The 26,929-nt window shown below is 71.8% G+C and carries 25 protein-coding genes and 1 pseudogene; 13 read left to right on the top strand and 13 right to left on the bottom strand.

The window, feature by feature from the left end:
• Positions 1-15: 15 nt before the first annotated feature.
• The 3 genes from ACFO60_RS26885 to ACFO60_RS26875 all read right to left on the bottom strand — a co-directional run bounded on the left by ACFO60_RS26885 (position 16) and on the right by ACFO60_RS26875 (position 3,105).
• A complete protein-coding gene (locus ACFO60_RS26885) occupies positions 16-870 on the bottom strand; it encodes an ABC transporter permease (protein WP_380844986.1) in 855 nt (284 codons plus the stop codon).
• Entirely contained in the window at positions 867-1,715 is an 849-nt protein-coding gene (locus ACFO60_RS26880) for an ABC transporter ATP-binding protein (protein WP_380844983.1), read from the bottom strand. The genes ACFO60_RS26885 and ACFO60_RS26880 overlap by 4 nt, the downstream gene beginning before the upstream one ends.
• A 163-nt stretch (positions 1,716-1,878) precedes the next feature.
• The gene (locus tag ACFO60_RS26875) at positions 1,879-3,105 is read right to left on the bottom strand and encodes a glycosyltransferase family 4 protein (RefSeq protein WP_380844980.1); all 1,227 of its coding nucleotides are present in this window, start codon (positions 3,103-3,105) and stop codon (positions 1,879-1,881) included.
• Positions 3,106-3,475: 370 nt separating this feature from the next.
• Here ACFO60_RS26875 and ACFO60_RS26870 point away from each other — a divergent pair, with 370 nt between their 5' ends.
• Positions 3,476-4,048 carry a TetR/AcrR family transcriptional regulator gene (locus tag ACFO60_RS26870; RefSeq protein ID WP_380844977.1) on the top strand — a complete coding sequence of 191 codons (573 nt, stop codon included), beginning with the start codon at positions 3,476-3,478 and terminating at the stop codon, positions 4,046-4,048.
• A 72-nt stretch (positions 4,049-4,120) separates the two neighbouring features.
• A complete protein-coding gene (locus ACFO60_RS26865; protein ID WP_380844974.1) occupies positions 4,121-4,717 on the top strand; it encodes a DUF4865 family protein in 597 nt (198 codons plus the stop codon).
• Between the two features lie 70 nt (positions 4,718-4,787).
• Here ACFO60_RS26865 and nucS read toward each other — a convergent pair whose 3' ends face one another.
• Positions 4,788-5,447, bottom strand: a complete 660-nt coding sequence (gene nucS, locus ACFO60_RS26860) for an endonuclease NucS (protein WP_380844971.1) — start codon at positions 5,445-5,447, stop codon at positions 4,788-4,790.
• Between the two features lie 119 nt (positions 5,448-5,566).
• Between nucS and ACFO60_RS26855 the strand changes: the two genes are divergently transcribed.
• The 4 genes from ACFO60_RS26855 to ACFO60_RS26840 all read left to right on the top strand — a co-directional run bounded on the left by ACFO60_RS26855 (position 5,567) and on the right by ACFO60_RS26840 (position 9,171).
• Complete coding sequence (locus ACFO60_RS26855) at positions 5,567-7,081, top strand: 3-hydroxyacyl-CoA dehydrogenase family protein (protein ID WP_380844968.1); 1,515 nt, start codon at positions 5,567-5,569, stop codon at positions 7,079-7,081.
• A 126-nt stretch (positions 7,082-7,207) separates the two neighbouring features.
• The gene (locus ACFO60_RS26850; protein WP_380844966.1) at positions 7,208-7,438 is read left to right on the top strand and encodes an ATP/GTP-binding protein; all 231 of its coding nucleotides are present in this window, start codon (positions 7,208-7,210) and stop codon (positions 7,436-7,438) included.
• Between the two features lie 216 nt (positions 7,439-7,654).
• Complete coding sequence (locus tag ACFO60_RS26845; RefSeq protein ID WP_380844963.1) at positions 7,655-8,359, top strand: alpha/beta hydrolase; 705 nt, start codon at positions 7,655-7,657, stop codon at positions 8,357-8,359.
• A 53-nt stretch (positions 8,360-8,412) separates the two neighbouring features.
• Entirely contained in the window at positions 8,413-9,171 is a 759-nt protein-coding gene (locus ACFO60_RS26840; protein ID WP_380844960.1) for an SDR family NAD(P)-dependent oxidoreductase, read from the top strand.
• An 18-nt stretch (positions 9,172-9,189) separates the two neighbouring features.
• Here ACFO60_RS26840 and ACFO60_RS26835 read toward each other — a convergent pair whose 3' ends face one another.
• The 3 genes from ACFO60_RS26835 to mce form a co-directional block, all read right to left on the bottom strand.
• The gene (locus ACFO60_RS26835; protein ID WP_380844957.1) at positions 9,190-10,464 is read right to left on the bottom strand and encodes an AI-2E family transporter; all 1,275 of its coding nucleotides are present in this window, start codon (positions 10,462-10,464) and stop codon (positions 9,190-9,192) included.
• Positions 10,465-10,679: 215 nt separating this feature from the next.
• Entirely contained in the window at positions 10,680-11,966 is a 1,287-nt protein-coding gene (locus ACFO60_RS26830) for a DivIVA domain-containing protein (protein ID WP_380844954.1), read from the bottom strand.
• A gap of 280 nt (positions 11,967-12,246) precedes the next feature.
• Positions 12,247-12,675 (bottom strand): methylmalonyl-CoA epimerase, encoded by a 429-nt coding sequence (gene mce / locus ACFO60_RS26825; protein ID WP_380844951.1) that lies wholly within the window; start codon positions 12,673-12,675, stop codon positions 12,247-12,249.
• A gap of 189 nt (positions 12,676-12,864) precedes the next feature.
• Between mce and ACFO60_RS26820 the strand changes: the two genes are divergently transcribed.
• Positions 12,865-14,052, top strand: coding sequence for an acetyl-CoA C-acetyltransferase (locus ACFO60_RS26820; RefSeq protein WP_380845168.1), 1,188 nt, complete (start codon positions 12,865-12,867; stop codon positions 14,050-14,052).
• Between the two features lie 18 nt (positions 14,053-14,070).
• Here the strand turns inward: ACFO60_RS26820 and ACFO60_RS26815 are convergent, their stop codons facing one another.
• Positions 14,071-14,559, bottom strand: coding sequence for a MarR family winged helix-turn-helix transcriptional regulator (locus ACFO60_RS26815; protein WP_380844948.1), 489 nt, complete (start codon positions 14,557-14,559; stop codon positions 14,071-14,073).
• Between the two features lie 106 nt (positions 14,560-14,665).
• On the opposite strand from ACFO60_RS26815, the gene ACFO60_RS26810 reads away from it, so the two are divergent.
• Positions 14,666-15,499: an alpha/beta fold hydrolase gene (locus ACFO60_RS26810; RefSeq protein ID WP_380844945.1), complete on the top strand. Its 834-nt coding sequence runs from the start codon at positions 14,666-14,668 to the stop codon at positions 15,497-15,499.
• A 220-nt stretch (positions 15,500-15,719) separates the two neighbouring features.
• On the opposite strand, the gene ACFO60_RS26805 is transcribed toward ACFO60_RS26810, so the two are convergent.
• Entirely contained in the window at positions 15,720-15,947 is a 228-nt protein-coding gene (locus ACFO60_RS26805; RefSeq protein WP_380844942.1) for a hypothetical protein, read from the bottom strand.
• A gap of 178 nt (positions 15,948-16,125) precedes the next feature.
• Here ACFO60_RS26805 and ACFO60_RS26800 point away from each other — a divergent pair, with 178 nt between their 5' ends.
• Positions 16,126-17,328 carry a sensor histidine kinase gene (locus ACFO60_RS26800; protein WP_380844939.1) on the top strand — a complete coding sequence of 401 codons (1,203 nt, stop codon included), beginning with the start codon at positions 16,126-16,128 and terminating at the stop codon, positions 17,326-17,328.
• The gene (locus ACFO60_RS26795) at positions 17,325-18,011 is read left to right on the top strand and encodes a response regulator (RefSeq protein WP_380844936.1); all 687 of its coding nucleotides are present in this window, start codon (positions 17,325-17,327) and stop codon (positions 18,009-18,011) included. The genes ACFO60_RS26800 and ACFO60_RS26795 overlap by 4 nt, the downstream gene beginning before the upstream one ends.
• Before the next feature lie 75 nt (positions 18,012-18,086).
• On the opposite strand, the gene ACFO60_RS26790 is transcribed toward ACFO60_RS26795, so the two are convergent.
• Entirely contained in the window at positions 18,087-18,776 is a 690-nt protein-coding gene (locus ACFO60_RS26790; protein WP_380844933.1) for a DUF4230 domain-containing protein, read from the bottom strand.
• Positions 18,777-18,807: 31 nt separating this feature from the next.
• Positions 18,808-20,280 carry a hypothetical protein gene (locus tag ACFO60_RS26785; RefSeq protein WP_380844930.1) on the bottom strand — a complete coding sequence of 491 codons (1,473 nt, stop codon included), beginning with the start codon at positions 20,278-20,280 and terminating at the stop codon, positions 18,808-18,810.
• A 356-nt stretch (positions 20,281-20,636) separates the two neighbouring features.
• On the opposite strand from ACFO60_RS26785, the pseudogene ACFO60_RS26780 reads away from it, so the two are divergent.
• A pseudogene (locus ACFO60_RS26780) lies at positions 20,637-21,140 on the top strand (MarR family winged helix-turn-helix transcriptional regulator); the annotation flags it as partial.
• 152 nt (positions 21,141-21,292) lie between these two features.
• Here ACFO60_RS26780 and ACFO60_RS26775 read toward each other — a convergent pair.
• A complete protein-coding gene (locus tag ACFO60_RS26775; RefSeq protein ID WP_380844927.1) occupies positions 21,293-23,011 on the bottom strand; it encodes a S8 family serine peptidase in 1,719 nt (572 codons plus the stop codon).
• 170 nt (positions 23,012-23,181) lie between these two features.
• Here ACFO60_RS26775 and ACFO60_RS26770 point away from each other — a divergent pair, with 170 nt between their 5' ends.
• Entirely contained in the window at positions 23,182-24,147 is a 966-nt protein-coding gene (locus ACFO60_RS26770) for a tetratricopeptide repeat protein (protein ID WP_380844924.1), read from the top strand.
• A 474-nt stretch (positions 24,148-24,621) separates the two neighbouring features.
• Complete coding sequence (locus ACFO60_RS26765; RefSeq protein ID WP_380844921.1) at positions 24,622-26,031, top strand: NAD-dependent malic enzyme; 1,410 nt, start codon at positions 24,622-24,624, stop codon at positions 26,029-26,031.
• On the opposite strand, the gene ACFO60_RS26760 is transcribed toward ACFO60_RS26765, so the two are convergent.
• Positions 26,018-26,752 (bottom strand): hypothetical protein, encoded by a 735-nt coding sequence (locus tag ACFO60_RS26760; protein ID WP_380844918.1) that lies wholly within the window; start codon positions 26,750-26,752, stop codon positions 26,018-26,020. The genes ACFO60_RS26765 and ACFO60_RS26760 overlap by 14 nt on opposite strands.
• Between the last annotated feature and the right edge of the window lie 177 nt (positions 26,753-26,929).

Below are 26,929 nucleotides of genomic sequence, written 5' to 3'. Positions count from 1 at the left end.
AGAATGTGCGCCGCGTCATCCGTCGCGGCGGCTCTTCCAGCGGAACGTCGTCAGGCACAGGACGAGACCTCCGGCGGCCCACGCTGCCAGGACCAGGGCCACCCGGTCCAGTTCGTAGGATCCGGACGGTTCCAGGGCGGCCCCCGCGTCGCCCAGGAAGACGGACCTGAATCCCTGACACATCCACTTCAGCGGGAAGAACGAGGCCAGCCTGACGAGCCAGTCGGGCAGCTCGCTGATGGGGATGAACACCCCCGAGACGAACTGGAGCACCACGAACGGCAGGCTGATCACCGCCGAGGCGCTGCGGGCCGACCGCGGCAGGCCGCTGACCGCGATGCCCAGCAGTGAGGAGGCCGTGATGCCGAGCAGGAAGACCCAGGCGAAGGTGACCCAGTGGGACAGGTCGGAGGGCGGCGAGACGTCGTAGGCCACCACGCCGATGGCCAGCAGGATCGCCACCTCCAGGAAGGCCACCAGCAGGACGTGCAGGATCTTGCCGACGAAGTAGGCGCTGGGCGGCATGGGGGTGCCGTACAGGCGCTTGAGCGTGCCGTCGTCGCGGTCGACGGCGATGCCGATGCCGAGGTTCTGGAAGCTGGCGCTCATGACCCCCGCGCCGATGAGCGCCGCGGTGTAGAGCTGTGAGGCGGTGATCGCGGTGCCCCCGGGCCGCCCCGTGAAGATCGATCCGAAGATCGCGAGCAGCACGATCGGGAACGCGAACGTGAAGACGACCGCGTCCCTCTCGCGGAAGAACATCTTGGTCTCGACACCCGCTCTCGACCAGCCGAGGGCGAGCGCCGAGGGCCGGCGCGCCGGGACGGCCGGGGGCGCGGCCGCCGTGGAGGCGGTGACGGCGCCGCTCATCGGGGCACCTCCGCGATGAGGTTCATGTAGACGTCCTCCAGTGAGGGCCGGGTCACGGTCAGTTCGGGGATCTCTCCGCCCAGCCGGCCGCTCAGCTCCACGATCGTCTCGGTCGGGGCGCCGGTCTCGACGCGCCGCCGTTCGCCGCCCTCCAGCCAGCTGACCGTGGCCTTGGCGCTCGCCCGGCCGCCGAGCGTGGCGGGGCGGCCCTCGGCCACGATGCGGCCCTGGGCGATCACCGCCACCCGGTTCGCCAGCGCCTCGGCCTCGTCCAGGTAGTGCGTGGTCAGCACGATCGTGGTGCCGTCGCGGGCCAGGTCCTCGATCAGCTCCCAGAACCGGCGCCGCGCCTCGGGGTCGAAGCCGGTGGTCGGTTCGTCGAGGAACAGCAGCCGCGGGCGGCCGACGATGCCGAGGGCCACGTCGACGCGCCGCCGCTGGCCGCCGGAGAGCTGCCTGATGCGCTTGCCGGCCTGCTCCGTCAGGCCGACCCTGGCGATCACCTCGTCGGGGTCCCCGGCCGTGGGGTAGTAACCGGCGAAGTGGCGGACGGTCTCGCGCACGGTCAGCTCGGCCGTGTCGTTCGCCGTCTGGAGCACGATGCCGATCCGATCACGCCACTGCCGGGTCGGGTGGGCGGGGTCGACGCCGAGCACGGAGACCTCCCCGGCGTCCCGCCGGCGGTATCCCTCCAGGATCTCGACCGTGGTGGACTTGCCCGCCCCGTTCGGGCCGAGGATGGCGAACACCTCGCCCTCCGCGATCGTCAGGTCGATGCCGTCCACCGCCCGCACCTCGCGATAGCGCTTCGTGAGGCCGCGGACCTTCACTGCTGTCTGCGTCATGTCACCGAGCATCGCGGACGCGTGGCCGGTGCGGCACCACCGGTGGACCGACCCCGGTGTCCTCCGTTCGATGGACAACCGGGGACGGGGAGAACGTTCCAGCGCAGGCCGCAGGCCGCAGGCCGCCTGAGAGCGCGCTCGCCGGAGCGCTCACGGACGACGGTCAGACGGGCGTGCCGAGCGAGCAGTCGGGGAGCGGCCGGCGTTCGTCCAGGTCCGCCAGCAGGGCCTCCCACTGCGCGCCGATCACCTCCATGTCGTAGTCCGCCGCGGTGCGCAACGCGCTGGCGCCCAGCTTGCGGCGCAGCTCCTCGTCCTCGATGAGGCGGCAGATGCCCGCGGCGAGCTCGGCGGCCTTTTTCGACCGGATGAGCAGCCCGTCCTGCTCATGGGTGATGATCTCCTTGGGGCCGTGCGGGCAGTTGAAGCTCACCACCGGCACGCCCTTGCTCATCGCCTCCAGGATGGTCATGCCGAAGCCCTCGTAGCGCGAGCTGACCGCGTAGATCGACGACTTGGACAGCTCGACGCCGATCTCGGGCGTGGGGCCCATCAGGACGATCTTGTCCGACAGCCCGGCCTCGTCGATGCGGTTCTGCAGCTTCTCCTCGCGTTCGGGGGTGCCGCCGCCGTAGATGCGCAGCACCCAGTCGGGGTGCGTCACGGCGACCGTCTTCCAGGCGTTGACCAGACGGTCGAACCCCTTGGCCCACACGATGCGGCCGATGCCGACCACGACCTTCTCCTCCAGAGAGGAGACCTCGCCGGCCAGGTCGGGAATGGCGTTGGGGATGCGCAGCAGGCGCTTGGGCGGGTTTCCCTTCAACGCCTTGGTGTACTCCTTCAGATCGGCCTTGGTGAGCGTCGTGAAGGCGTCCAGCCTGCCGTACCGCCTCTTGATCTGGGCCTGCAGCTCGGGGCCGTGGGACTCCAGGGTGACGTGCTCCTGGCCGATGGTGAGCACCTCCGGCGGCGCGAGCAGGCCCATGGCCAGGTTGAAGGCCGGACGCGTCCCGATGACGACGCCGCCCCTGAGGGAGCGCAGGTAGCGAGCCAGCCGAAGGTCGGTCAGCAGGCTCATGTTGAGATAGGCCTTCTCCTCTTCGGGGACCAGCCTGCTCGGGCGGCGGGCGAGGAACTCGGCGAACCGGCCGCGGGGGACCATCCGGTCGTCCAGGAACCGCACCCGCACGCCGGGCGGCATCTCGAAGAACGGCTCCTCGTTGGTGCGGGTCAGACTGACGATCTCCACGTCGTGGTCGCGCGCCAGGTAGCCGGCCAGGTTCAGCACGGTCCGGATCGTTCCGCCCATCCCGTACGCGTGCAGCAGCAGGATGTGCACGTTCTTGGTGCTCCGCGGCCGAGCCCCGCGCGCGCGTCGCGCGTTCACCAGATCGAGCAGCGTGACCGCCGCTCGTGCGATCGCCTTCCGTCCCCACGTTAACACCCCGAAGACCCCTCGAATCGTGCGGTCATTGACATGCCCCTCGTATCCTCTTATGCCATGTCGATCCGGAGGCATGCGTGACCCCGGTGAACAAAGAGCTACTTCCCGCGGTAGGTAAGGATTCTGTTAGCGCACCCCTTGCCCTACCTCCGCTCGCAAGATCTAGACGCTCTAGGTCGTCTCTTACGTTGCACCGATTTCTCAGAAATTCATGCCGTAACTGACCGGTCGCGAACAGTGCGGTAAAGGAGGGCGTCGACTTCCGCGCCTATCCGGTGTGTCTTCTGTACCTACTGGTATGTACAGTGGTCGCGTGGACACGGTCGAACGGCTCATCCAGAGCACCCAGGAACTGCTGTGGGAGCGCGGGTACGTGGGCACCAGCCCCAGAGCCATCCAGCGACGAGCCGGCGCCGGACAGGGCAGCATGTACCACCACTTCAGCGGCAAGCCCGACCTCGCGCTCGCGGCGGTGCGGCGCAGCGCCGAGCAGATGCGGGCCGCGGCGGACGCCGCGCTCTCCGCTCCGGGCACGGCGGTCGAGCGGGTCTCGGCCTACCTGCTGCGCGAACGGGAAGTCCTGCGCGGCTGCCCGATCGGGCGCCTCACCCAGGATCCCGACCTCATCGCCAGTCCGGACCTGCGGCAGCCGGTCGACGAGACCTTCGCCTGGCTGCGCAGGCGCATGGCCGAGGTGCTCGCCGAAGGAAGGGCCGGCGGGGAACTGGCTCCCGGGCTGGTGCCCGAGGAGACCGCCGCCGCCGTCGTCGCGGTGGTGCAGGGCGGCTACGTGCTCGCCCGTGCCGCCGCCTCGCCCGAGCCGTTCGACCAGGCCGTGCGGGGCGCGCTCGCCCTGCTCGCCGCCGGGGCGCCGGCCGCCTCCTAGCGGCCGCCACTGTTCGAGCCGGTCCCGATCGCCTCGGGGGCCGGCCGATATCGAAGGGGACGGAGAGTCGTCATGCATGCCATGCAGTACGAGATCACGCTGCCGGCCGATTACGACATGCGGGTGATCCGCCGCCGCGTCGCGACCAGAGGCGGCGCGCTCGACGCCTTTTCCGGTCTCGGCGTCAAGGCGTTCGCGATCCGGGAACGAGGGGTCGACGGCTCGCCGGTCAACGAGTACGCGCCTTTCTATCTGTGGAACTCACTCGACGGAATGAACCGATTCCTATGGAGTGACGGGTTTCGCAATCTTTGCGATGATTTCGGGCGGCCGGTCGTCCAGCATTGGACGGGCGCCGCCTTCGAACGGGGACCGGCCTGGGCCCGCGTCCCGCGCACGGCCACCCGTTCCATCGAGGCCGTCGCTCCCGGAAGCGACGCCGCCGCCGCCGTCGGCCGGGCGATCGACGGCCTGCGCGAGCGGGCCGCCACGCCGGGCGTCCACTCCACGGCCCTGGCGGTCGACCCCCGGCACTGGGAGATCGTGCACTACACCCTCTGGGAGCCGGACGCCCCGGAGGTCCCCTGCGGCGCCGCCACGGCCCGCTACACCGTCTTGCACCTGTCGGCGCCCGAGGTCGCCCGCCTCCCGACCGGCCGGCACTGGTAGGCCGGACGCCGCCTGCCGGCCCGCGCCTCGCCGATAAGGGAGAAGGGATCGATGGGGCGGCGACGCGGCGTCAGAACAGGGTGTCGGTGCGCTCGATGCCGCGCAGGGCGTCGTAGTCGAGCGTGACGCAGTCGATGCCGCGGTCGGCGGCCAGCACCCTGGCCTGGGGCTTGATCTCCTGGGCGGCGAAGACGCCCTTGACCGGCGCCAGCAGGGTGTCGCGGTTGAGCAGCTCAAGATAGCGGGTGAGCTGTTCCACCCCGTCGATCTCGCCGCGCCGCTTGATCTCGATGGCGACGGTGCCGCCCAGGTGGTCGCGGCACAGGATGTCCACCGGCCCGATCGCCGTCGGGTACTCCCTGCGGATCAGCGTCCAGCCGGCGCCGAGGGTGGCGATGTTGCCGGCCAGCAGCTCTTGCAGGTGGGCCTCGACGCCGTCCTTCCGCAGGCCGGGATCGACGCCGAGCTCGTGGGAGGAGTCGTGCAGGATCTCCTCCATCGTCAGGATGAGCTGCTCGCCGGTCTTGCCGTGGGTGACCGTCCAGAGCCCTTCCTGCTCGCGCAGCTTGCACGGAGGGTTCATCCAGTTGAGCGGTTTGAACGCCCGGTCGTCCGCATGCACCGACACCGAGCCGTCGGCCTTCAGCAAGATCAGACGAGGCGCCATCGGGAGATGCGCCGTGAGCCTTCCCACGTAATCCACGCTGCAACGCGCGATGACCAGCCGCATGACGGCCAACCTTACCCCCCGTCCCGCTCGGCGGTGCGCCGTTCGCGAGGGGCGCCGGGCGGGAAGGGCCGCGCCTTTCTGGGAGACTTGCCGCCAGGACGCGTCGGCAGGGGGGCAGCATGGCACGCACGTTCCAGACCGTCGGGGTGGTCGGTCTCGGCACCATGGGCGCCGGCATCGCCGAGGTGTTCGCCCGCGCGGGGCTGCGCGTGGTCGGCGTGGAGGTGGACGCCCAGGCGCTCGACCGCGGCAGGGGCAACCTCCACAGGTCCACCGAGCGGGCCGTGAGCCGGGGGAGGCTGAGCCAGGACGAACGCGACGGCCTCCTCGCCAGGACGACCTTCACCGGTGAGCTCTCCGACCTCGGCGACGCCGACCTGGTGATCGAGGCCATCCCCGAGGTGATGGACTACAAGCGCGCCCTGTTCGCCGACCTCGACCGCGTCTGCCGGCCGGACGCCGTCCTCGCCACCAACACCTCTTCCCTGCCGGTCACCGCGATCGCGGCGACCACGTCCCGGCCCGGCCAGGTCGTCGGCATGCACTTCTTCAACCCGGCCCCCGTCATGGGGCTCGTCGAGGTCGTCCGCACGGTCGTCACCGAGGACGGGGCGGCCGACGACGTCGCGGCGCTCGCGCGGCGCGTCGGCAAGACGCCGGTGATCGTGGGAGACCGGGCCGGGTTCGTGGTCAACCGGCTGCTGTTCGGCTACCTCAACCACGCCGTGACGCTGCTGGAGCGCGGGGTGGCGGCCAAGGAGGACATCGACACCGCCATGAAGGCCGGCGCCGGCCTGCCGATGGGCCCGTTCACGCTGCTCGACCTGATCGGCCTGGACGTCTCCCACGAGGTGTGCGAGGTGCTGTTCCAGGAGAGCCGCGACCGCGTGCACGCGCCCGCTCCGCTGCTGCGCGAGCTGGTGACCGCCGGGCTGCTCGGGCGCAAGAGCGGCCGGGGCTTTCACGACTACGACGGCGCGGCGGCCCGTGCCGCCGCCGAGCCCGCCGCCACCCGGCGCGCCGCCGGTGCCGCCGCCGGGGCCGGCGGCAGGCTCGGCGTGGCGTCGGTCCACGTGTTCGGCGAGGGTGCCGACGATCTTTCCTCCAGGCTCTCGGCCGCCGGGTTCGAACCCGGCGAGGCGGACGAGGCCGACGTGGTCATCGCGCTGTCGGGCACCCCGGTCGTCGAGCACGCCGCGCGGCTGCCGCGTCCTGAGCGCCTGACCGGGCTCCACCTGGTGGGCGAGCGGGTGGCCGAGGTGGTCTCGACGGTGCTCACCGCCCCGGAGGCGGCGCGCGCCGTCGCCGACCTGGTCAAGGTGCTCGGACGCACCCCGGTGGCGTGCGCCGACCGCGCCGGGTTCGTGGTGGGCGCGCTGCTCTACCCCTACCTCAACGACGCGGTCCGCATGTACGACTCCGGATACGCCTCCGTCGAGGACATCGACACCGCGATGCGGCTCGGCTGCGGATACCCCGCGGGACCGTTCGAGACCCTCGAAGCCGTCGGCCTGCGGACGGTGCGCGACGGCCTGCGGGCCCTGTACGCCGAGTACCGCGAGCCGTTCTTCGCGCCCACTCCCTTGCTCGATCGCCTGGTGACCGCCGGCGTGACGAGCGTCGGGGAACGGTGACGGAAGAACACCCGCGACGTCGACGTTTGTGCCGATATGAGTCCCCGCCGTGCCCGCCGTTCCGACCCTCGAGACAAGGGTCGCGGTCCAGACGCGCCGCGCCCGCTCGACGGCGTTCTGCGCGGCATGGAGCGGGTAGAGGAGGGACCGGACGGCGAGTGGAAGGTGCGCAACGTCTCCGGGGCCGGCGCGGACAAGTCATACCGCTGCCCGGGGTGTGACCACGAGATCCGTCCCGGGCTGCCGCACGTGGTGAGCTGGCCGAACTGGACCGGCGGAGAGGGGGAGCGCCGCCACTGGCACACCGCCTGCTGGCGCAAGCGGGTCGACCGCGGCCCCGGCCGTTCCCGCTACTGATCCCTCCCGCGCCCGTCGCTCCCGGTCGTTCCTCCGTCCCCGTCCCCCGCCTCACCCAGCCGCCCGCCTCACCCGTCCGCCGCTCCTTCTCATCCGCTTCGTTCACCGCCCGCCCCGCTCACGCCCGCCCGTTCACGCCCGCCCGTTCACCGCCCACCCCTTTCGGCCGCCCGGACCGCCGGGCCGGCCCCGCGACCGCTACCCGAGGAGTCCGCATTGGAGATCCGCTCGTCGACGGTGCTGCCCGCCGTGCGGGAGGACATCGAGCTGCACACGGCCGACGGCCTCACCCTGGTGGGCGAGCTGGCGCTGCCCCCCGAGGGGCGCCCGGTGGCCACGCTCATCTGCCTGCACCCGCTCCCCACGGCCGAGGGCATGATGGACAGCCACGTCCTGCGCAAGGCCTCCTACCGGCTGCCCGCTCTCGCCGGCGTCGCGGTGCTGCGCTTCAACACCCGGGGGACCGCCTCCGAGCGCGGGAAGTCCGAGGGCGCGTTCGACGAGGGGGAGGGCGAGCGGTTCGACGTGGCCGCGGCCCTCGAGTACGCCGAGTTCCACGACCTGCCGAGCCCTTGGCTGCTCGGCTGGTCCTTCGGCACCGAACTGGCGCTCAAGTGGGGGCACGACCCGCTGGTCAAGGGCGCGATCCTGCTGTCGCCGCCGCTCAAGCGGGCCGGCGACGCCGACCTCGCGGCGTGGGCCGAGTTCGGGCGGCCGCTGGTCGCGCTGGTGCCCGAGTTCGACGACTACCTGCGGCCGGAGGAGGCGCGGCGGCGCTTCGCGGCCGTCCCCCAGGCGGAGGTGGTCGGCGTGGACGGCGCCAAACACCTGTGGGTCGGCGAGCCGTACGTGCGCATCGTCCTCGACGAGATCGTCAAGCGGGTCAACCCGGCGGCCTCGCCGTTGCCGACCGAGGTGTGACGGCGGGCGCGGCAGCCCATAGAATCTTGTTCGGTTCCAGCGAGGAGGCTGCTATGCAGGCGTTCGATCTATCGGGGCGCAAAGCGTTCGTCACCGGCGCTTCGCGAGGCATCGGCCGCGCGATCGCCCTGGCCTACGCCGAGGCGGGCGCGGACGTGGTGCTGGTCGCGCGCTCGCCCGAGACCCTGGCCGCGGTGGCCAAGGAGGTCGAGGCGCTGGGCCGCGTCGCGCACGTCATCCCGTGCGACCTGTCCGACCGGGACGCGGCCGCGGCGGCGGTGCGGCAGGCGCTCACTGCGTTCGGCCACCTCGACATCGTCGTCAACAACGCGGGCGGCTCCAACTTCATCGTCCCGTTCAAGGACCTGCGGCTGTCCGGCTGGGACAAGATCATGAAGCTCAACCTGGACTCCGCGATGGCGGTGTGCCACGCCGTCGCGCCCCACCTGCTGGAGCGCGGCAGCGGCTCGGTGATCAACGTGGCCTCCGTCGCGGCGCAGGGCGCCCCCTTCATGGCCCCGTACGCCGCGGCGAAGGCCGGCGTGGTCGCCCTGACCAAGACCCTGGCGCTGGAATGGGCCGCGAGCGGCGTGCGCGTCAACGCCCTGTGCCCCGGCTGGACCGCCACCGACCTCAACAGCAGCCTGCGGGCGGACGAGAACGCCGGCCGGGCCATGGTGGCGAACGTCCCCATGGCGCGCTGGGGCACTCCCGAGGAGATGGCCGGGCCGGCCGTCTTCCTCGCCGCGTCCGCGTCCTCCTACCTGACCGGGCAGGTGCTCTTCGTGGACGGCGGGCTGACCACCACCTGACCGGTCCGGGGGCGGCCGCTAGAGCCGGGCCTGGCGGGGGAGGACGACCTCCCGGACGATCAGCGCCACCGCGGCCGCCACCGGGATCGCCAGCAGCGCGCCCACCGCGCCGAGCAGCGCCCCGCCGAACAGCGCGGCGATCACCGACACCGCGGGGGCCACGTCCACCGACCGGCTCATCACGCGCGGATAGATGACGTAGTTCTCGACCTGCTGGTAGACCACGAAGAAGATCACGCAGGCGATGCCGAGCGGCCACGACTGCAGGAACCCGACCGCCGACACGAGCACCGCGCCGACCGTCGCGCCCACCAGGGGGATGAGGTCCATCACGGCGATGACGAGGGCCAGCGCCAGGGCGTACCTCGCGCCGGCGACCGTCAGGAACAGCCACGACAGCCCGCCCGCGATCACCGAGATCAGCACGTTGCCCGCCACGTACCCGCCGATGCCGTCGAGGATCTCGTCGCCGATGGCGCGCGTGCGCGGGCGGCGGCTAGCGGGAACCAGCAGGAGCAGGTACTCCTTGATCGTCGGCAGCGAACCCAGGAAATAGAGGGTCAGCACGAGCAGGGTGAATCCGGAGAAGAAGGCGTTCAGCACGACCGCCCCGGCGCCTAGGATGCCCCCGGCCACGGCCGTGCCGAGCCCTCCGCTCGTGACGTACGCCTGGAGGTTGGCGAGGATCTTGTAGTCCTCGTCGAGCTGCCTGATCGTCGGGTTCGCCGACAGGCTCTCCACGTATTCCGGCACCGCGCTCAGGAAGTCGCTGGTCTCCTGGCCGACCGGCGGGACGATCGCCAGGCCGAAGAGCGCGAAGAGCATGATCACGCCGAGGAAGACCACCGAGATCGCCCAGCGACGGCTCATGCCGCGCCGCTGCAGCATCTCGACGACCGGGTTGAGCCCCACCGCCAGGAACGCGGCCACCACGATCAGCACGATCACGCTGCGCGAGCTGACCAGCGCCTGCGCGAGTCCCCACGCGGTCAGCACGCCGAGCGCCGCCGTCAGACCCCACAGGAAGGGCCCTCTGGCCAGCGGCTTGCCGGGCATGCCGTACGGCAGGTCGGCCGGCGCGCGGTCGTCGGCCGGGTCCCCGGCGGCGGACGGCGCCCCGCGGGCGTGAGAGGCCGTGGTCCGCGCGGACGATCTCCCGCGAGCCGCGGAGGGGGCGGCCAGCGCGGGCAGGACGTCGGTCACCTCCGCCGCGTCGGCGTGGCCGCCACGCGCGCCCCGGGCCCTCCCTTGAACGTCGGACGCGGGCATCGCGTCCGGAGGAAGGTCGCGCACGATTCGCTCCTCGGCGTCGGGGGAAGGCGGGGCCCGGCAGGGGGCGCACAACAAAGGAGAGCCTAGCGACCTATGATCGCCAGGCTCTCCTGTGAACCGTCCCCAAAGCCCCGTCGTGTCCTTCGGCCTCGCTCCGCTCGGCCGGCTCGGGGTGCCTGCGAGGCGCCCAGAGCCTGCTTCGGCCTAGCTGTGTCCGGCCGGCGCGAAGGTGCGGGTCACTCCTGCCACCACTCGGAGTCGTCCTCGGCCGGGGCGGCGCTGCGCTGCGGGGCCGGGGAAGGCTTCTCGCTCATGGTGGGCGTGGCCGCCAGTGCCGGCTTGGGCGCGGGCGCGGCGACCGCCGGAGCCTCGTCCATGCCCGGCAGGGCGGCGCCGCCGAGGAGCTGGCGGAGCTGGGCGAGGTGGCTGGTGATGCTGTCGCGCTGGCGGGTGAGCTCGTCCACCTGGCGCTGGGCGAGGGTCCTGTTGCGCTCGGCCTCGGACTTGGCCTCGGACACGATGGAGTCGGCGCTGGCCTTGGACTCGGCGACCATCTGGTCGGCGTTCTTGCGGGCGTTGGCGAGCAGCTGCTTGGCGTGGGTGTCGGCCTCGCGCCGGGTCTGCTCGGCCTGCTGGGTGGCCTTGCTCGCCCGCTGCTCGGCCGTCGCGGCCCGCTGCTCGGCCTCGGCGACCATCTTCTGCGTGTTGGCCTGCGCGGTGGCGTGGCGCTCGGCCTCCAGGCGCTCGGCCTCCTCGCGGCGGGAGGCGAGCTGGATCTCGAACTCGGCCTCGTCCTGCGCGCGCTTGGCCTCGGACTCCTCCAGGACCCGCTGGGCCTGGGCGCGCATCTCGTCGGCCTGACGCTTGGCCGTGGTGAGGACCTCGTCGCGCTCGCGCTTGGTGGACGCGCGCAGCTGCGCCACCTCGCGCTCGGTGGTGGTGCGGAGCTTGGCGATCTCACGCTCGGCGTCGGCGCGCTTCTCGGCGACCTCGTGGTCGGCCGTGGCGCGGAGCTTGGAGACCTCGCGCTCGGTGGTCGAGGTCAGCTCGTCGGCCTCGCGCTTGGCGGTCGAGCGGATCTCCTCGGCCTCCCGCTCGGCCATGGTGCGCATCTCGTCGGTCTCGCGGGTGGCGAGCGCCCGCTTCTCGGCGGCCTCGTGCTCGGCGGCCGCCCGGACGTCCGCCGCGTCCACCTTCGCCGCGGCCTTTATCTCGTTGGCCTCGGCCCTCGCGGCCTGGACCAGCTCGGTGGCCTGCTCCTCCGCGAGACGCAGCAACTGCTCGATGCGGGCGCCGAGACCGGAATAGGTCGGGCGTTCCTGCTCCTGCAGCTGCCGCTGGGAGTCGGACAGTTCACGCTGCAAGGCGGAGAGCTGCTCACGGGCCTGCCGCAGGTCGGTGTCGAGCTGCTTGAGGTGGTCGTGCACCTGATGCCGGTCGTAGCCACGGAGAACCACGTCGAATTCCCGCGTGGGGGCGTCTTCAAAGAAATTATTCAGCTGGGCGTCGATGTCGGACTGCATGAGGCTCGATCCTGGGTTGTCGAGACGGCTACACGGGCCGGACGGGGGGGCGGACATCCGAGCCGGGGACCCGGTGCCTACAGGCGTGCTCGCCCGGGCACTCGCTCGCAGGGGCGCGCTGTCGCTCGCGCCCCCAGTGTCCTCGTGCCCCGGCTCGCCCGTCCATGGCGGGTCCACGTACCGGATGGTAGGCCAGCGTACTCCGGTGTTGCCGAATTGGAGGTCCCGTCCGACTTTCTGCGCGACTTGTTACGAATAAGCCATTGTTAAGTTTCGTCAGCTAGGACGGACGAGGAGGGGACTCGACCAGCTCTGTCAAGACTCCTCCCACATCTTTCGGATGAAGAAACGCGATTGAGGTGCCCATTGCGCCGTGACGGGGGTGCAGATCGATCAAACGCACCCCCGTGCCGCCGATCGCCTCGAGGGCGCTGGTGACATCGCTCACACCGTAAGCCACATGGTGGACGCCCTCACCCCGTTTGGCCAGGAACTTGCCGACCGGTGTGTCGGCGTGCACCGGCTCCAGGAGCTGGATGTAGGAGCCGCCGCCCTCGCCGTCCGCCACGTGCAGCATGGCCTCTTTCACCCCCTGCTCTTCGTTGACCTCGCGACTGACCACGGTCACCCCGAAGGTCGACTCGTAGAACGCGATCTTCTCTTCGAGATTCTCGCAGGCTATGCCCACGTGGTCGATTCTCAGCAGCATTGCGTGTCCTCTCATCGGTGGGGCGGCGGCGGGGCCGGAATGCCCCTGGGGAGGCTCCGCCGAGCCGGTGGGCGCGCTCCGGCGAGACCTCGCTGGGGTCGTCCTGTGTGTCGTAGGTATGGTGGCAAAGTCGCCGAAGACCCCATCATGGAGGCCCTGGTGTCCCATTCTTCCGCCGGCTCGCCTGGCATGTCGCGATCGGTCATCGTAGCCGGGGCCCGCACGCCCGTCGGCCGTTTGCTCGGCGCGCTCTCAGATCTTTCCGCCGTCGAGCTCGGCGGGCTGGCGATCAAGGCGGCGCTCGAGCGCTCCGGCGTGGCGCCCGAGCAGGTCGAGTACGTGATCATGGGGCAGGTGCTGCAGGCGGGCGCGGGCCAGATCCCGTCGCGGCAGGCGGCCGTGAAGGCGGGCGTCCCGATGAGCGTGCCGTCGCTGACGATCAACAAGGTGTGCCTGTCCGGCTTGGACGCCATCGCGCTGGCCGACCAGCTCATCCGCGCCGGCGAGTTCGACATCGTGGTCGCCGGCGGCATGGAGTCGATGACCAACGCGCCACACCTGCTTCCCGGGCTGCGCAAGGGCGTCAAGTACGGCGGGGCCGAGGTCCTCGACGCGATGGCGTTCGACGGGCTCACCGACGTGTTCGACCAGGTGTCGATGGGCGAGTCCACCGAGCGGCACAACACCCGCCTCGGCATCGGGCGCGAGGAGCAGGACGCCTTCTCCGCCCGCTCCCACCAGCTCGCGGCTGCCGCCGCCAAGGACGGCAGGTTCGACGACGAGATCGTCCCGGTCACGCTGCCCCAGCGCAAGGGCGACCCCCTGGTCTTCTCCGCCGACGAGGGCGTACGCGGCGACGCCACCGCCGAGACGCTGGCGCGGCTGCGGCCTGCCTTCGCCAAGGACGGCACGATCACGGCCGGTTCGGCGTCCCAGATCTCCGACGGCGCCTGCGCGGTCGTGGTCATGTCCCGCGCCAAGGCCGAGGAGCTGGGCCTGACCTGGCTCGCCGAGATCGGCGCCCACGGCAACGTCGCCGGGCCGGACAACTCGCTGCAGTCGCAGCCGGCCAACGCCATCCGCCACGCTCTCGGCAAGCAGGGGCTGACCGTGGACGACCTGGACCTGATCGAGATCAACGAGGCGTTCGCGGCGGTCGTGCTCCAGTCGGCCAAGGAGCTCGGCGTGCCGGAGGACAAGGTCAACGTCAACGGCGGCGGCATCGCGCTCGGCCACCCCATCGGAGCCTCGGGCGCGCGCATCGTCTTGACCCTCGCCCACGAGCTGCGCCGCCGGGGCGGCGGCACGGGCGCGGCCGGCCTGTGCGGCGGAGGCGGCCAGGGCGACGCCCTGATCATCACCGTCCCCGCCTCGTGACCTTCGCCGGGCGGGCGGTCAGGCCTTGTCGGCGGCGTACGCGCTCGCGGACGCCGTGACCTCGCGCAGGGTGCGCTGAAGGGCGCCGACCGCGGAGCCGTCGATGCCCACGGCCTCTCCGATGGCGCCGGGGATGTGGCGCGCCCGGGCACGCAGGGCGCGGCCCTCGCCGGTGAGCACCAGCTCGACCGTACGCTCGTCGTCGGCCCTGCGCCGCCTGCTCAGCAGGCCGCGGGCCTCCAGGCGCTTGAGCAGCGGCGAGACGGTGTTGTAGTCGAGCTGCAACTGGTCGACGACATCGCGGACCGTGCTGCCGTCGTGCCGCCACAGCACCAGCATCACCAGATATTGCGGATAGGTGAGGCCGAGCGGCTCGAGCAGCGGGCGGTAGACGGCCGTGAGGCTGCGCGACGCCGTGTACAGGTGGAAGCACAGCAGCTCTGAAAGGGCGCCGGCGGCGGGGCCCTGCGCGGGGGAGCCTGCCGCGCCCTGTGTGCCTGGTGTCATGCCATGAGCTTACGTCAATCAGCGCTCCCGATTAAATCGTGCACGAGTTAATCGTGTACGCTGCGATGGCACCGGACGATAACGTCATCCCTTGGAAGGAAGCACCATGTCGTACGTCACCGTGGGCACCGAGAACTCCACCCCCATCCAGCTCTATTACGAGGACCACGGCTCCGGGCAGCCGGTCGTGCTGATCCACGGTTACCCGCTCGACGGGCACTCCTGGGAGAAGCAGACGGCCGCGCTGCTCAAGGCCGGCTACCGCGTCATCGCCTACGACCGCCGCGGCTTCGGCCGGTCCAGCCAGCCGACGACCGGCTACGACTACGACACCTTCGCCGCCGACCTCGACACCCTGCTGCGGGAACTCGACCTGAGCGACGTGGTGCTCGTCGGATTCTCCATGGGCACCGGCGAGGTCGGCCGCTACCTGGGCAAGTACGGGTCGTCGCGGGTGAGCAAGGCCGCCTTCCTCGCCTCGCTCGAGCCGTTCCTGCTGAAGACCGACGACAATCCGACCGGCGTCGACCGGTCGGTCTTCGACGGCATCCTCGCCGCCGTGACCGCCGACCGGTACGCCTATTTCGACGCCTTCTACGCCGACTTCTACAACACCGACGAGAACCTCGGCTCCCGGCTCAGCGAGGCCGCCCTGAGGGCGAGCTGGAACGTGGCTGCCGGCGCGTCGGCGTACGCCTCGTCGGCCTGCGTGCCGACCTGGCTCACCGACTTCCGCGCCGACATCCCCGCCGTGGACGTGCCGGCGCTGATCCTGCACGGCACCGCCGACCGCATCCTGCCCATCGACGTCACGGCCCGGCCCTTCCACCGGCTGCTCCCGCAGGCCACCTACGTGGAGATCGAGGGCGCCCCGCACGGCCTCCTGTGGACCCACGCCGACGAGGTCACCGAGGCACTGCTGGCCTTCCTCGAGAGCTGACCGGCGGAATCTCCCCGGACGGGTGCGGCCGCTCCCCTGCGGCCGTCCCCGCCGGTCTCACCGAGGCCGGGCGGCCGGCTCACCCGGGCCAGGCGCGGTTCGCCGGGATCCGGCCCGGCCGGGCACACGAGGGGGGAGTGCCCGGCCGGGCGGGCGCCTCCGTCCGGGAGCCGTCCACACGGCGCGACCGGCATGAAGACACGCGACGTGCCGGGGCGGCTCACCGCCGGCGGGAGGCGGCGATGAGGAGAAGCAGGAGGCCGAACGCGGCCAGCACCAGGTTGGCGTACAGCTCGTAGCCGGTCAGGAAGCCCAGCCGGGGGATGACGACGCGGTCGAAGAAGTTGAGGACGATCCCGAGGAAGGGCTGCACGGCCACGCGGTTGACGGCCCCGCTGATGCCCTGGGCGGCCAGTACCAGCCCGAGCAGCTGAATGTTCCTGCGCATGGCCTGACGCTATGGAGACGCCCGCCCGGCGGGTAACGGCCATGCGGGCCCGGGCCGCCGACCGTCGTAGCCCTCGCCCGCCGCCGGCTCCGACGAAAGTCGCCTCCGTACGAACTTGCGTACCGACCGGCCCGCCGCGCTGGGCGGGGCCGGCCGCCCCGCCGTAGGCTCGCGGCAGATGAACGGATCCGTCACCGCCTCCCCGCACGCCGCCTCCCCTCCCCGGCGGCCGGTCCGCGACGCGGTCGTGGACATCCTCGCCTTCCTGGTGGCGGCCGCCTTCGGCATCCTGACCGCGGCCGAGCGCCTCGACGCGACCATGCCCTCGCCCGCGTGGCTGTTCGACCTCGACCAGTTCATCGGCGCGCTGGGCTGCGCCTCGCTGTGGCTGCGCCGCCGGTGGCCGGTCGAGCTGGCGCTGGTGCTGATCGTCGCGTCGGCCTGGTCTGAGATGGTGGCGGGCGCGATGCTGGTGGCGCTGTTCACCGTCACCGTCCACCGGCCTCCGCGCGTCTCCGGGGCCGTCTTCGCGCTGAGCCTGGTGTCCGCGCTCGTCTACACCTTCCTGCGTCCCGAGCCCGAGCTGCCCTTCCCGCTGCTGTTCCTCTTCGGGTTCAGCATCCAGGGCGCGGTGGTGGGCTGGGGGTTGTTCATCCACCAGCGGCGCCGTCTGGTGCTGTCGCTGCGCGACCGCGCCGTCCGCGCCGAGACCGAGGCCCACCTGCGCGCGCTGCAGGCCCAGCACCAGGCGCGGGAGGCGATCGCCCGCGAGATCCACGACGTGCTCGGTCACCGGCTGTCGCTGCTGAGCGTGCACGCGGGTGCGCTGGAGTACCACCCGGGCGCGTCCCCCGAGGACATCGCCGGCGCGGCCAAGGTGATCCGCGAGAGCGCCCATCAGGCGTTGCAGGACCTGCGCGAGGTCGTCGGCGTCCTGCGCGCCCCGGTGGGCGAGCTGCCCCGGCTCGCCCTCGCCGACGTCCGTCACCTCGTCGCCGAGTCGCGCCTGGCCGGCATGGGGGTGAAGCTCGCCGAGGAACTCGCGGGCCCGGCCCCCGACCGTGCCGGCCGCGCCGCCTACCGCATCGTCCAGGAGGGCCTCACCAACGCGCGCAAGCACGCGGCCGGCGCCGAGGTGCGCGTCCGCGTGGCCGGCGCCCCCGGCCGCGGTCTGGAAGTGGAGGTCCGCAACCCCGTCCCCGCACCGCCTCCGCCCGCCCCCGCGCCGACGGCGCACTCTGCGTCGGACCTCTTGCCGGGGACGGGCCAGGGGTTGATCGGGCTCGCCGAGCGGGTCTCCCTGGCCCAGGGGCGCCTGGAGCACGGGCCCACCCCCGAGGGCGACTGGCGGCTGTGGGCCTGGCTACCGTGGCCGGCATGACCCCGACGGAGCCCCTTGCGGTACGCGTGCTCATCGCCGACGACGACCCGCTGGTGCGCGCCGGCCTGGTGATGATGCTGGGCGGCGCCCCCGACATCACCGTCGTCGCCCAGGCCGGCGACGGCGCGCAGGTGATGCCCCTGGTCGACCGGCACGCCCCCGAGGTGGTCCTGATGGACATCCGCATGCCGGTGCTGGACGGACTGGCCGCCACCCGGGCTCTGCGCGCCCGTCCCATGGCGCCGGAGGTCATCGTGCTGACCACCTTCGACGCCGACGAGCACGTCCTCGGGGCGCTCCGCGCCGGAGCCTCCGGCTTCCTGCTCAAGGACACCCCGCCCCGCGAGATCGTGGCCGCCGTGCGGCAGGTGGCGCGCGGGCTTCCCGTGCTGTCGCCGGAGGTGACCCGGCGCCTGATCGCCAGGGTCGCCGACGAGGGCCACGACCGGCGGCGCGCCCAGGCCAGGCAGCGCCTGGCGTCGCTGAACGAACGCGAACGCCAGGTCGCCCTCGCGGTCGGCCAGGGCAGGTCCAACGCCGAGATCGGCGCCGTGCTCTACCTGGGCGTCCCGACGGTCAAGACCCACGTCTCCAGCGTCCTCACCAAACTGGACCTCAACAACCGGGTCCAGATCGCGCTGCTGGTCCACGACTCCGGCCTGCTGGACGACGAGGAGGACTGACTCTCACGACCTCCGGGCGCCGGCGACGACTTCGGCGGCGCACCCTCGCGCCGGCACGCGCGCGGGGCTGGCGGCTCAGGGCTCGTCGGTGTACTTGACGGTGACCTTGGTGAAGCCGAGCGACTTCAGCATGCCCTCCAGCATGAGCTTGGTGTTCTGATCGGCGCGGTTGCGCAGGTCGCTGCTCTGGGCGGCTTCCGCGATCTTCTTCTCGGCCAGGACGTACAGCTCCTGCTGGTTCTGCGGGGACGACGAGAGCATCTCTTGCACCCGGTCGAGGAGCCCGCGCTGCTGGGCGAAGACGTAGGACCGCTTGTTGTCGAGGTTCGGCTTCTCGAGCTCCGCACGGGGGATGCGCACGGTGACCTCGGTGCGATCGGCGGAGACGGTGATCGCGTCCTTCGGCATGCGCGAGAAGTCGACGTAGGCGTCCACCCCGCCGGCTCCCACGAACAGCGTGCGCGAGCCCTTGACGGCGTCCGGCAGGAAGGGCGCGTCCTTCTCCAGGTCGACGATGACCTGGAAGTTGCCCGTGGCGGCCTGGAACCGGCTCATGTTCTGGATCGACTGCAGCAGCACCGGCTGGCTGCGGTCGATGGTGTTCTCCTGGAACGGGTTGAGGTACGACCAGGTCAGCTTGGCTCCCACGACGAGGAGCACGAGCACGGTGAGAACGCCCGCCAGGTAGCGCCAGCCGCGGCGGGACCGGCGTGCCGCCGGTTCCGCGGCCGCCGGCGTCTGGGGGGTCGACGTCTGGCGGTTCACGGCGGTTCTCCTTCCCGGGATGCGAGGTTTCTCACCTCCTGGAGGTCACCGGCGCCTGACCGGTGTCGGAGGGGCGGGGCATGGTCGGGTACGGCGAACCGGGAACGGGAGACCCGGCCGGATAACGGGTGACGGCGGCCGGCCCGGACGGCGCCGGAGCGGCACGGCCCGCCTCGCGGGACATCGGCCGCGCCGACGGCCGCCCGGCCGCGCCTCCGGCGGGGGCGGCGGCCCCGCCCGGAACGGTCGTCGCGCCGCCGGGAACGGCCGCCCCGCCTCCGCCGAAGTGCGACCCTCTCAGCCGGCAGGTGGCGAAGTCGGTGTAGAACATGCGCAGCCAGTCGCGGCGCTGGCTCTCGGCCAGCGCCGAGAACCACGCGGCGGCGGCCTGGTGACCCGCCAGCGGGCCGATCGGCAGCGGCTCGCCGCGCAGCCAGGCGGTCACGACGGCACGGTAGCCGTCGGCGCGGGCCTCGCCGCACGGCGGGGCCAGGCGCTCGACGAACTCCGCCGCGGCCCTGGTGGCGTACCCGGGGGTGAGGTCGTCGACGCGGATGGTCACCGCGCCGGGGGCGGCCGGGCGGACGTCCTCGCGCGGCCGCTGCTCGACGCGGGAGAAGGCGGCGGGCGTGCCGGTGAGGCGGGCGGCGATCGTGGTGAAGGCGGCGCCCAGCTCGGTGAGGCCGCCGCCCATGCCGGGGTGGACGCACACCGTGATCGGCCACTCCTGACAGCTGTAGACCATCGGCTCGGTGACGGCGACGGCTCGCGTCTCGCCGAGGACGCGCGCCATGCCCGTGCCGGCCGCGAGCACCGCCAGCAGCGCCGAGGCCAGGGCGAGCGCGCGCCGGGTCACGATGGCCGCCCAGGTGAGCAGCAGCGCGGCGGTCAGGCCGAGCAGCCACAGCGACTGGTTGGCGAACGCCGCCCGGCTCAGCCCCTCGAACGGGTCGTACGGCTCGGATGTGGCGGGCGCGAGCTTGACGGTCCAGCCGGGGCCCGCGGCCAGCGAGGCGAACAGCCCGTAGCTGCCGACGCCCGCCGCGAACGGTGTGATCATCCAGGGCGCGGCCCAGCCCGCGATCCAGCCGATCACCGCGTACAGGGACAGGCCGGCGGCGCCCATGGCGAGGCCGGTGGGCGACAGGCGGCCCGCCTGCTCGGTCAGGACGGCCTTCATCGCGAGCATGGTGACGGTGGCGCCGAACGCGCCGACGACGACCACCAGGACCGCGAGCGGGGCCCTCAGCACCCGCCAGGCGCCCGGCGGCCGGTCACGGGCGGCACGGCGCTTGCGCACGGCCACCCACGCCGCGAACGCGGCGGCGACCGGCCCGGTCAGCCGGAGCGAGCCGATGACCGCGACGACGATGTTCTCCCATGCGGAAATGCCTGGAACCAGGACGCTCCACGCGGCGAGCAGGCCGAGCGCCAGCAGCATGCCTATCGCCACCAGCGCGCTGTGCTTCAGCTCTTCGCGCGAAACGCCCCTTTGCTCAAGCACGGCTCCGCGTGCGCCGGAGAACCGGCCACGCCACCCGTGCGATCGCACACATGCTCTTCATTTGGAAACCCCCGTGCCTGGATGAGCGGCGCGTCTCTGCGCCGGTGCCGGCCCCCTTGGCACCCGGCGCCCGACCTCGCACGCCACGCCGTACACCCGCGTGGATCGCATGACCGCGCCTCGCGTCGTACGGCGCGGCTTTCCCCGTGCTTTGGGTCGGACTTTGCCGCGCCTCACCTCTTGACATGCACACCATAACGGAGCGTGATGTTTGGCGTCCCGGTTCTTGGGTAACCCATGGAACTCAGTGACCCTGCGTCAGTGTCGGCGGCAGGCGCTAGCGTAGCGTTGTGTCCATCGGTGTACCGAAGCCGCTTAACCTGCCCTTCGACCCCATCGAGCGCGCCGCTGAGACCTGGCGCGCCCGTTTCGGGCCGTCCTCCGCCATGGCCGCCGTCACATCGATCATGAGAGCGCACCAGATCCTCATCGGGCAACTGGACACGCTGCTCAGGCCGCATGACTTGACGTTCGCGCGCTATGAGGCGCTCGTGCTGCTGACCTTCAGCAGAACCGGGGCGCTGTCGCTCTCGCGCATCGGCGAGCGGCTCATGGTCCACCCGACGAGCGTGACCAACACCATCGACCGCCTCGAGCGGGCGGGGCTGGTCCGGCGCATGCGCAATCCCAAGGACGGGCGCGGCGTGCTCGCCGAGATCACCGCCAAGGGGCGCGAAGCGGTCGAGCGGGCGACCGCCGACCTGATGGGCGCCGACTTCTGCATGACGATGTACGGCGAGGACGATCTGGGCGAGATCTTCGGCCTGCTGCGCACCATGCGGGTGGCCGCCGGCGACTTCGCCTCTCTCGACGAGGGCGAGCTGGTGCCGGGGCGGTCCAACGGGCGGCCGGTGCGGCGCGGCGGGCGGCAGGGCGAGAACCCGAAGGGGCCCGTCCCGAAGGACGGACCCCTTGAGGCCGGCTGACGCCGGGTCGAGCGTGACGCCGTGATCTATCGGCCGACGGCGCGCAGGGCGTCGACGATGCCCTTGCCGTAGAAGCCGTTGGACGCCGTGGTGCCCTCGCACACGTGGGTGGCCGTGGCGGTGGTGCCGTTCGGCAGGTGGCGGGTGTAGGTGTAGGCGGGCGGGTTCGGGCAGGCCGTCCTGGTGGCGGTGCCCTTCAGGATCTGCTCGACCAGGTCGGGCGCGAGCGTCTTGCCCCCGCCCCAGTCCCGGTGGCCGTACTTGCTGACGATCAGCGCCGCGACGCCGACCGCGCGGGGCGAGGCCATCGAGGTGCCCTGCAGGTACTGGTAGTACGCGCAGGTGGCGCCCGAGCAGTCCTTGACGACGTAGTTCACGGTCGGGTTGCCGTCGGCGTCGATCTCGCCGTTGGCGATGGCGAGCGACTTGGGATAGGCCGACAGCGTCGCCTTGGTGATGTCGCGGGTGTTGTCCGGGGTGTCGTAGACGTCGCCGCCGGGGGAGGCCACGTCGACGTACCCATCGCCGTAGTCGGAGTAGTACGCCTTGCGCTTGCTGATGCCGGTGGAGGACACCGAGATCACGTGCTGGCCCTCGCTCGGCATCGAGACGCAGCTCGGCGGGATGGTCCGGGTGCGGGGCGCCTCACCGGGCACGTCGGCGAAGTCGGGGCTGCTCGCGTCGGTGACCACCTTGGTGTAGTCGGTCGCCCCGTTGCCGGCGGCGGAGATGAGCGTGACACCGTGGCGGTGGGCGTAGTTCAGCGCCCGCTGGGTGGCCTTGATGATCGTCGCCTGCTCGAGCCGGTCCTCGGCGGAGTCGGCCGGATTGTCGACGCAGTTGAACAGCCACGGGTCGATGTAGTAGCTCATGTTGACCACGTCGACGCCGATGTCGCCCGCGTAGGTCAGCGCGTCCACGCTCGGCTGAAGGAAGAAGTAGCCGGAGTCCTGGCCGGCGCGCAGGTTCACCAGCGTCACCTTGGGAGCCACGCCCGCGATGCCGAGCTTGTTGATCGGCGAGGCGATCGACGAGGCCACGTGCGTGCCGTGCCCGTCCTCGTCCACGTCGCTGGGGTCGTTGCAGGACTGGTCGGGCTCCTCCTCGCAAGGACCGTCGATCGGCTCGCCGTTGGCGTCGAAGGGGACGTCGACGGTGAAGTTGCGGCTGAGGGCCTTGTTGAAGTTCGGGGCGATGTCGGGGTGGGAGCCGTCGATCCCGGTGTCCAGCACGCCGACCAGGACCTTGGGGTCGCCCTGCTCGTATTTGTGCGCTTCCGCGGCGTGGATCTGCTTCATGTCCCACTGAAGGTCCGAGAGCGGCTCGGCCTTCACCGTGCGGCCGCGGTGGACGCCGCCGCGCTCACGGCCCTCCCTCTCGACGGCCTTGGTGTCCTTGGCCACCCCTCCGGTCCGGGCCGTCCTCGCCGTGCTCTTGGGGACGCTGCCGATCACCCGGTCGCGGGCCACGCCCTCGATGGCGGCGGATCCCTTCACCGCGGAGATGAAATCGGCGTTGGTGGTCGTGACGGTGGCCACTCCGACGGCCGCGTTCACCTTGACCACGCTGCCGCCCGCGGCCTCGATGGCCGTCTGGGCCGCCGCCGGTGCGACGCCTTCCTTGTACAGGACGACGTACTGGGTCGCCGTCGCGGGTTCGGCCGTCGTGCGGACGGCCTGAGCCGGGAGCGCCACAGTCGCGGCGATCACGGCGGCTGCGGCGGAAACGACGATGACGCGTCTCACACCCACCTCCAAGTGAGCTGACTTCATGCCGAGAGCCATCGTTCGTGATATCCGCGCTATATGACAGATCCGTGGGAATTTGCGATGAAGGCGTGACATAAGGGAGTCGCGCGTTGACGGAGCATGCCCGGCGACCATGAGCACGCCCCGGATGCGGCAGGATTGGACGTATGAGCCCAGCGGACTTCACTCGACCGGCATCCTTGCAGGGGGCCGTGGATCTCGGCGCGCGCAAGCAGGCGCTCGAAGCCCAGGCCCGTCGCGAGGCGGCGGCGCAGCAGGCCGCCGCGGGAGGCGCCCCCGCGGCGCCCGCGGCCGGCACGGTCATCGACGTCACCGACGAGACCTTCGCCACCGAGGTGATCGAGCGCTCCATGCGCGTCCCGGTCATCCTCGACCTGTGGGCCACCTGGTGCGAGCCGTGCAAGCAGCTCAGCCCCATCCTTGAGAAGCTGGCGGCCGAGGCCGCCGGCCGGTGGGTGCTCGCCAAGGTCGACGTCGACGCGAGCCCTCAGATCAGCGGCGCGCTGCAGGTGCAGAGCATCCCGACCGTGCTGGCCGTCTTCCAGGGCCAGGCGGTGACCGGGTTCCAGGGCGCGCTGCCCGAGGCGCAGGTGCGTCAGTGGCTCGACCAGCTCATGCAGGCGCTCGCCCAGTACCTCCCGCCCGCGCCGGAGGGTCCGCAGGACGAGCCGGAGGAGGCGGCGGCGCCCCAGCCGCAGGCCGACCCCGACCTGCTCGCGGCCGAGAACGCCATCGAAGAGGGTGATCTCGACGCCGCGGCGGCGGCCTACGAGCGGCTGCTCGCCCGCTCCCCGGCCGACCCCGACGCCAAGATCGGCCTCGCGGGGGTGGGCCTGGTCCGCCGCACGCAGGACCTCGACGCCGGCGCGGTCCTGCGCCGGGCCGCCGAGAGCCCGGCCGACGCCGACCTCCAGACCCAGGCGGCCGACATCGAGATGCTCGGCGGCAGGGTGGACGAGGCGTTCGAGCGGCTCGTCCAGGCCGTGCGCCGCACCTCCGGAGACGACCGCGACCGCGTCCGCCGCCACCTGCTCAGCCTGTTCGACGCCCTCCCCGCCGGCGACCCCTCCGTAGCCAAGGCCCGCCGCAACCTCGCCAGCGCCCTCTTCTGACCCACCCGTCACTCCCCCCACCGCTGCCCCCGCCTCAAGGGCGCCCTGAGCCCGCCGAGCGGAGCGAGGCCAAGCCAACGCCGCTCGGGGCGCGGCGGTGTCCTGAGGAGCAGGAGGATGGCTCGGGGCGCGGCGGTGTCCTGAGGAGGAGAGAGCGAGTGCGAGGAACGAGCGCTCGTGAACGACGACGAAGGGCGCCGCCTCAAAGGCGCCCCGAGCCCGCCGAGCGGAGCGAGGCAAAGCAAACACAGAACGAGCGCTCGTGAACGACGACGAAGGGCGCCCGCCTCAAAGGCGCCCCGAGCCGCCGAGCGAAGCGAGGCAAAGAAGCACAGCAATACGTGAGGCTTGAGCAGGCGGTGCCGTCTGGCACGATGGATGTCCCGGAAGGGAAGCAGCGAGCCGGGATGCGCGACAGCGAGACGACGCACCCGAGCGAGCGCGACCACCACACCCGCAAAGGAGCGGATCGACGTGGCCACCGTGCCGAGCGTGTCGTACTCCATCACCGTCCGTCTTGAGGTGCCGGCGGGCGGCAAGGCCGTCAGCCAGCTCACTCACGCCGTAGAGAACGCCGGCGGCGTGGTGACCGCCCTGGACGTGACCAACGCCGGTCACGAGAAGCTGCGCATCGACGTCACCTGTGCCGCGAAGGACACCGACCACGCGCAGGCCATCGTCGACAGCCTCGACGCCCTCGAGAGCGTCGTCATCCACAAGGTGAGCGACCGCACGTTCCTCATGCACCTCGGCGGCAAGATCGAGATGCAGTCGAAGGTGCCGCTGCGCAACCGTGACGAGCTGTCGATGGCCTACACGCCCGGGGTGGCCCGGGTGTCGCTGGCCATCGCCCGCAACCCTGAGGACGCCCGCCGTCTGACCATCAAGCGCAACACCGTCGCGGTGGTCACCGACGGGTCCGCGGTGCTCGGCCTGGGCAACATCGGCCCCGCGGCGGCGCTGCCGGTCATGGAGGGCAAGGCGGCCCTGTTCAAGCGGTTCGCGGGCATCGACGCCTGGCCCATCTGCCTGGACACCCAGGACGTCGACACGATCGTCGAGGTCGTCCGGGCCATCGCGCCCGGCTTCGGCGGCATCAATCTGGAGGACATCTCCGCGCCGCGCTGCTTCGAGATCGAGCGGAGGCTGCGCGACCTGCTGGACATCCCGGTCTTCCACGACGACCAGCACGGCACCGCCATCTGCGTGCTCGCCGCGCTCACCAACGCGCTGCGCGTCGTCGGCAAGTCGCTGCCCGAGGTGAAGATCGCGATGGCGGGGGCGGGGGCGGCGGGCACCGCGGTGCTGCGCCTGCTGCTCGCGGCCGGTGCGCGCAACGTCGTCGTCTGCGACTATCTCGGCGCCGTGCACAACGGCCGTGACGACCTCGACACGTCGCTGAAGTGGATCGCCGACAACACCAACGCCGAGGGCTACAGCGGCGACCTGCGCGGTGCGGTCAAGGGCGCCGACGTCTTCATCGGCGTCTCGGCCCCCGGCATCCTGAACGGCGACGACATCGCCGCCATGGCCGACCGCGCCGTGGTGTTCGCGCTGGCCAACCCCGAGCCCGAGGTCTCACCCGACGACGCCCGCGAGCACGCGGCGGTCGTGGCCACCGGCCGCTCGGACTACCCCAACCAGATCAACAACGTGCTCGCCTTCCCCGGGGTCTTCCGCGGCCTGCTGGACGCGCAGTCGCGCATGGTCACCCAAACCATGCTGCTGGCGGCGGCCAACGCGCTGGCGAACGTGGTGGCGGTCGAGGAGCTCGGCCCGAACTACATCATCCCGAGCGTCTTCCACCCTGACGTCGCCACCGCGGTGGCGGCGGCGGTCCGTGAGTCCGCCGGCGGCCGCGCGCGCGGCTTCACCGAGGCGTGACGGGGCGGCGGCCGGGGGCGTAGGCGGGGCGGGGGCGCATCATGGGCCCCGCGGGGGTGCGGCGGGGCCAGATCATGGCGATCCACCACAGCATGCCGCCGAAGATCACCATGCCGGCGGCGGTGGCCATCTTGCCGTACAGGTCGGGGGGCGGCCCGGTGTAGGGCAGGCGGTCGGCGCCCTGCCTGCGCAGCAGCGGGTTGTAGCGGTGCTCCCGCAGGCTGTTGACGTGCCGCACGCGGTGCCCGCCGCCGGAGGCGGCGTGGTGGTCGCTCTCGCTGTCGCTGTAGACGCTCTCGCGGTATTCGCCGTAGGACTCCTGCGAGTCGCGCGCGGCCGGTGAGGCGTCGCCCTCGCACCCGGAGTAGACCCGGAAGGTCGTGGTGCTCTGCCCCTGGATGGTGACGGAGACGCGTTCGGTCGTGCGCGGCTCGATGTAGACGGGGACGCTGCGCTGGACGCCCGGCCACAGCACGCCGTTGCGCACGAGCGAGCGGCCTTGGTGGACGGAATACTCGACGATGTCGCGGTCGCGGGGCGCGGTCATGACGACATCGGCTCGCCCCGCCGGGCACTCGACCTCGGAGACGGTCACCTCGACGCGCCCGTCGCCGGGGACGCGCGCCTCGCGCCCTGTCACCCCGGCGTAGGAGGACCCTGCGGCCGGGACCCCGACGGACACGCCCGCCGCTACGAGGGCCACCATGATGAGGCGGTTCATCGGGCTCCTTCCTTGCCTTCGCCGCGCGGTGTCCGCGAACCGGTCGCCAGTTCCTCCAGAAGATCGATCCTACATACCGACAGTGCCCACAAGAACGCGTTGAGTAACATATGGCGAGGTGACGGCCCTCTGTGGCCGGGGGCGGGCGCGCGTTCGTCAAATCACGCGTCATGATGG

This window comes from Sphaerisporangium dianthi (genome assembly GCF_042654065.1).
GTDB classification, from domain to species: domain Bacteria; phylum Actinomycetota; class Actinomycetes; order Streptosporangiales; family Streptosporangiaceae; genus Sphaerisporangium; species Sphaerisporangium dianthi.
This window is presented reverse-complemented; position numbering and strand designations above follow the sequence as displayed.

What these genes read in the sequence shown, in the direction of transcription:
- ACFO60_RS26850 (WP_380844966.1), top strand. Translation starts at nt 7,208, where the DNA reads ATGGAGCGGGTAGAGGAGGGACCGGACGGCGAGTGGAAGGTGCGCAAC.
- ACFO60_RS26800 (WP_380844939.1), top strand. Translation starts at nt 16,126, where the DNA reads ATGAACGGATCCGTCACCGCCTCCCCGCACGCCGCCTCCCCTCCCCGG.
- ACFO60_RS26865 (WP_380844974.1), top strand. Translation starts at nt 4,121, where the DNA reads ATGCATGCCATGCAGTACGAGATCACGCTGCCGGCCGATTACGACATG.
- ACFO60_RS26815 (WP_380844948.1), bottom strand. Translation starts at nt 14,559, where the DNA reads ATGACACCAGGCACACAGGGCGCGGCAGGCTCCCCCGCGCAGGGCCCC.
- ACFO60_RS26830 (WP_380844954.1), bottom strand. Translation starts at nt 11,966, where the DNA reads ATGCAGTCCGACATCGACGCCCAGCTGAATAATTTCTTTGAAGACGCC.
- ACFO60_RS26855 (WP_380844968.1), top strand. Translation starts at nt 5,567, where the DNA reads ATGGCACGCACGTTCCAGACCGTCGGGGTGGTCGGTCTCGGCACCATG.
- mce (WP_380844951.1), bottom strand. Translation starts at nt 12,675, where the DNA reads ATGCTGCTGAGAATCGACCACGTGGGCATAGCCTGCGAGAATCTCGAA.
- ACFO60_RS26760 (WP_380844918.1), bottom strand. Translation starts at nt 26,752, where the DNA reads ATGAACCGCCTCATCATGGTGGCCCTCGTAGCGGCGGGCGTGTCCGTC.
- ACFO60_RS26805 (WP_380844942.1), bottom strand. Translation starts at nt 15,947, where the DNA reads ATGCGCAGGAACATTCAGCTGCTCGGGCTGGTACTGGCCGCCCAGGGC.
- ACFO60_RS26820 (WP_380845168.1), top strand. Translation starts at nt 12,865, where the DNA reads ATGTCGCGATCGGTCATCGTAGCCGGGGCCCGCACGCCCGTCGGCCGT.
- ACFO60_RS26885 (WP_380844986.1), bottom strand. Translation starts at nt 870, where the DNA reads ATGAGCGGCGCCGTCACCGCCTCCACGGCGGCCGCGCCCCCGGCCGTC.
- ACFO60_RS26840 (WP_380844960.1), top strand. Translation starts at nt 8,413, where the DNA reads ATGCAGGCGTTCGATCTATCGGGGCGCAAAGCGTTCGTCACCGGCGCT.
- ACFO60_RS26795 (WP_380844936.1), top strand. Translation starts at nt 17,325, where the DNA reads ATGACCCCGACGGAGCCCCTTGCGGTACGCGTGCTCATCGCCGACGAC.
- ACFO60_RS26880 (WP_380844983.1), bottom strand. Translation starts at nt 1,715, where the DNA reads ATGACGCAGACAGCAGTGAAGGTCCGCGGCCTCACGAAGCGCTATCGC.
- ACFO60_RS26770 (WP_380844924.1), top strand. Translation starts at nt 23,182, where the DNA reads ATGAGCCCAGCGGACTTCACTCGACCGGCATCCTTGCAGGGGGCCGTG.
- nucS (WP_380844971.1), bottom strand. Translation starts at nt 5,447, where the DNA reads ATGCGGCTGGTCATCGCGCGTTGCAGCGTGGATTACGTGGGAAGGCTC.
- ACFO60_RS26810 (WP_380844945.1), top strand. Translation starts at nt 14,666, where the DNA reads ATGTCGTACGTCACCGTGGGCACCGAGAACTCCACCCCCATCCAGCTC.